The following is a 1,532-nucleotide window of genomic DNA, read 5'->3' on the forward strand; positions in this document are numbered from 1 at the left end:
CCCACAGAATCATGCGCCGACAACGCCGCTTCGATCTCCCCCAGCTCGATACGGAAACCCCGCACCTTCACCTGATCATCAGTACGACCCAGATAGACAAGCGAGCCGTCAGCGTTCCACTTCACCAGGTCACCAGTGCGATACATCCGCTCACCCGCACCACCAAAGGGGTTCGCCACGAACCGCTCCGCCGACAGTCCTGGACGGCCGACATAGCCGCGGGCCAGTTGTCCGCCGGCAAGGTAGAGCTCACCCGCTACGCCGGGGGGTACCGGTTGGAGGGTGGCATTCAGTACGTAGGTCTGGGCATCGATCATGGGAGTGCCGATGTGCGGATCTGCCTTTTCGTCTGCCGCGAGTGGTCCGCTGGTCGTGGCACAGACAGTCGACTCGGTCGGTCCGTAGGCATTGACCAGTGCGCGTCCAGGTGCCCATTGGGCGACCACGTCTCGATTCAGTGCCTCGCCGGCTGAGACCAGAGTGGTGACGGTAGGCAAGCTCTTTGGGTCCATGACCGCGAGGACTGCGGGGGGCAGCGTTACGTGGGTGACCGCGTGCTCAGCGACGGTTCTGGTGAGGCTCGGTCCGGGGCGCATCTGATCTGCCGTGGCCAAGACCAGGCGAGCGCCAGTGCATAGGGTGACGGCCCACTCGGAGACGGCTGCGTCAAAGCTTGGTGAGGCGAACTGCAGGACTCGACTGGTCGGTTCGACGAAGAAGCGTGCTGTCTGGCCTGCTACCAGTCCGGCGACGCCTCGATGATGGATCATCACGCCCTTCGGGCGGCCGGTGGAACCGGAGGTGTAGATGACGTATGCAGGGTGGGCAGGCAGGAGAGTGCCGTTACGGTCCGCATCGGTCAGGTCTGATGCGTCGAGTGCCGCGAGGGTCGATTCGGTCTCCGGTGCGTCGAGAACGAGGTGCCCATGATTCTGCGGGAGTGTTTCGGCTTCGATTACGGAGCGCTGGGTGATGACGGTGACCGGCTGGGAGTCGCGAAGCATGTAGGCGATGCGGTCCGCGGGGTAGTCCGGATCGATGGGGACGTAGGCTCCGCCGGCCTTGATGATGCCCAGTACGGCGATGATCAGGTCGGTCGACCTCGGCATCGAGATGCCGACGAAGGACTCCGGGCCAACTCCTTGCCGAACGAGAAGACGTGCAAGCCGGTTCGCCTTCTTGTTCAGCTCCGTGTAGGTGAGTTCGTTCCCGTCGAAGACGATCGCCGTCGCGTCCGGAGTCCGCAGAACCTGCGTCTCGAAGAGTTGCGGAATCGTGCTTGGCGTCACCTCTGGGGTGGCGTCGTTCCACTCTTCCAGGATCTGGTGGCGCTCTGCGGCAGAAAGAATGTCAAGGTCCGCAACGCGCGTTTCGGGTCGTTCGACGAGTTCGGCCAGCAGGTGGAGGTACCGTCCGGCCACTGCCTGTGCGGTCGAGTGGTCGAGGAGGTCGCTGGCGTAGGTGATGTTGCCGTGTAGTCCGGCGGGTGTTCGGTCTTGGGTGTGGGTTTCGGTGAGGGTGAGGTCGAGGTC

1 protein-coding gene is annotated in these 1,532 nt (G+C 63.6%); it reads right to left on the bottom strand.

Translation table 11 applies throughout. The annotated features are described in order from the left end of the window. Nucleotides 1-1,532: non-ribosomal peptide synthetase (locus tag ACWCQK_RS42495; RefSeq protein WP_451164624.1), on the bottom strand; the 1,532-nt coding region annotated here is incomplete at both ends.

It is taken from the genome of Streptomyces sp. NPDC002306 (genome assembly GCF_053593435.1).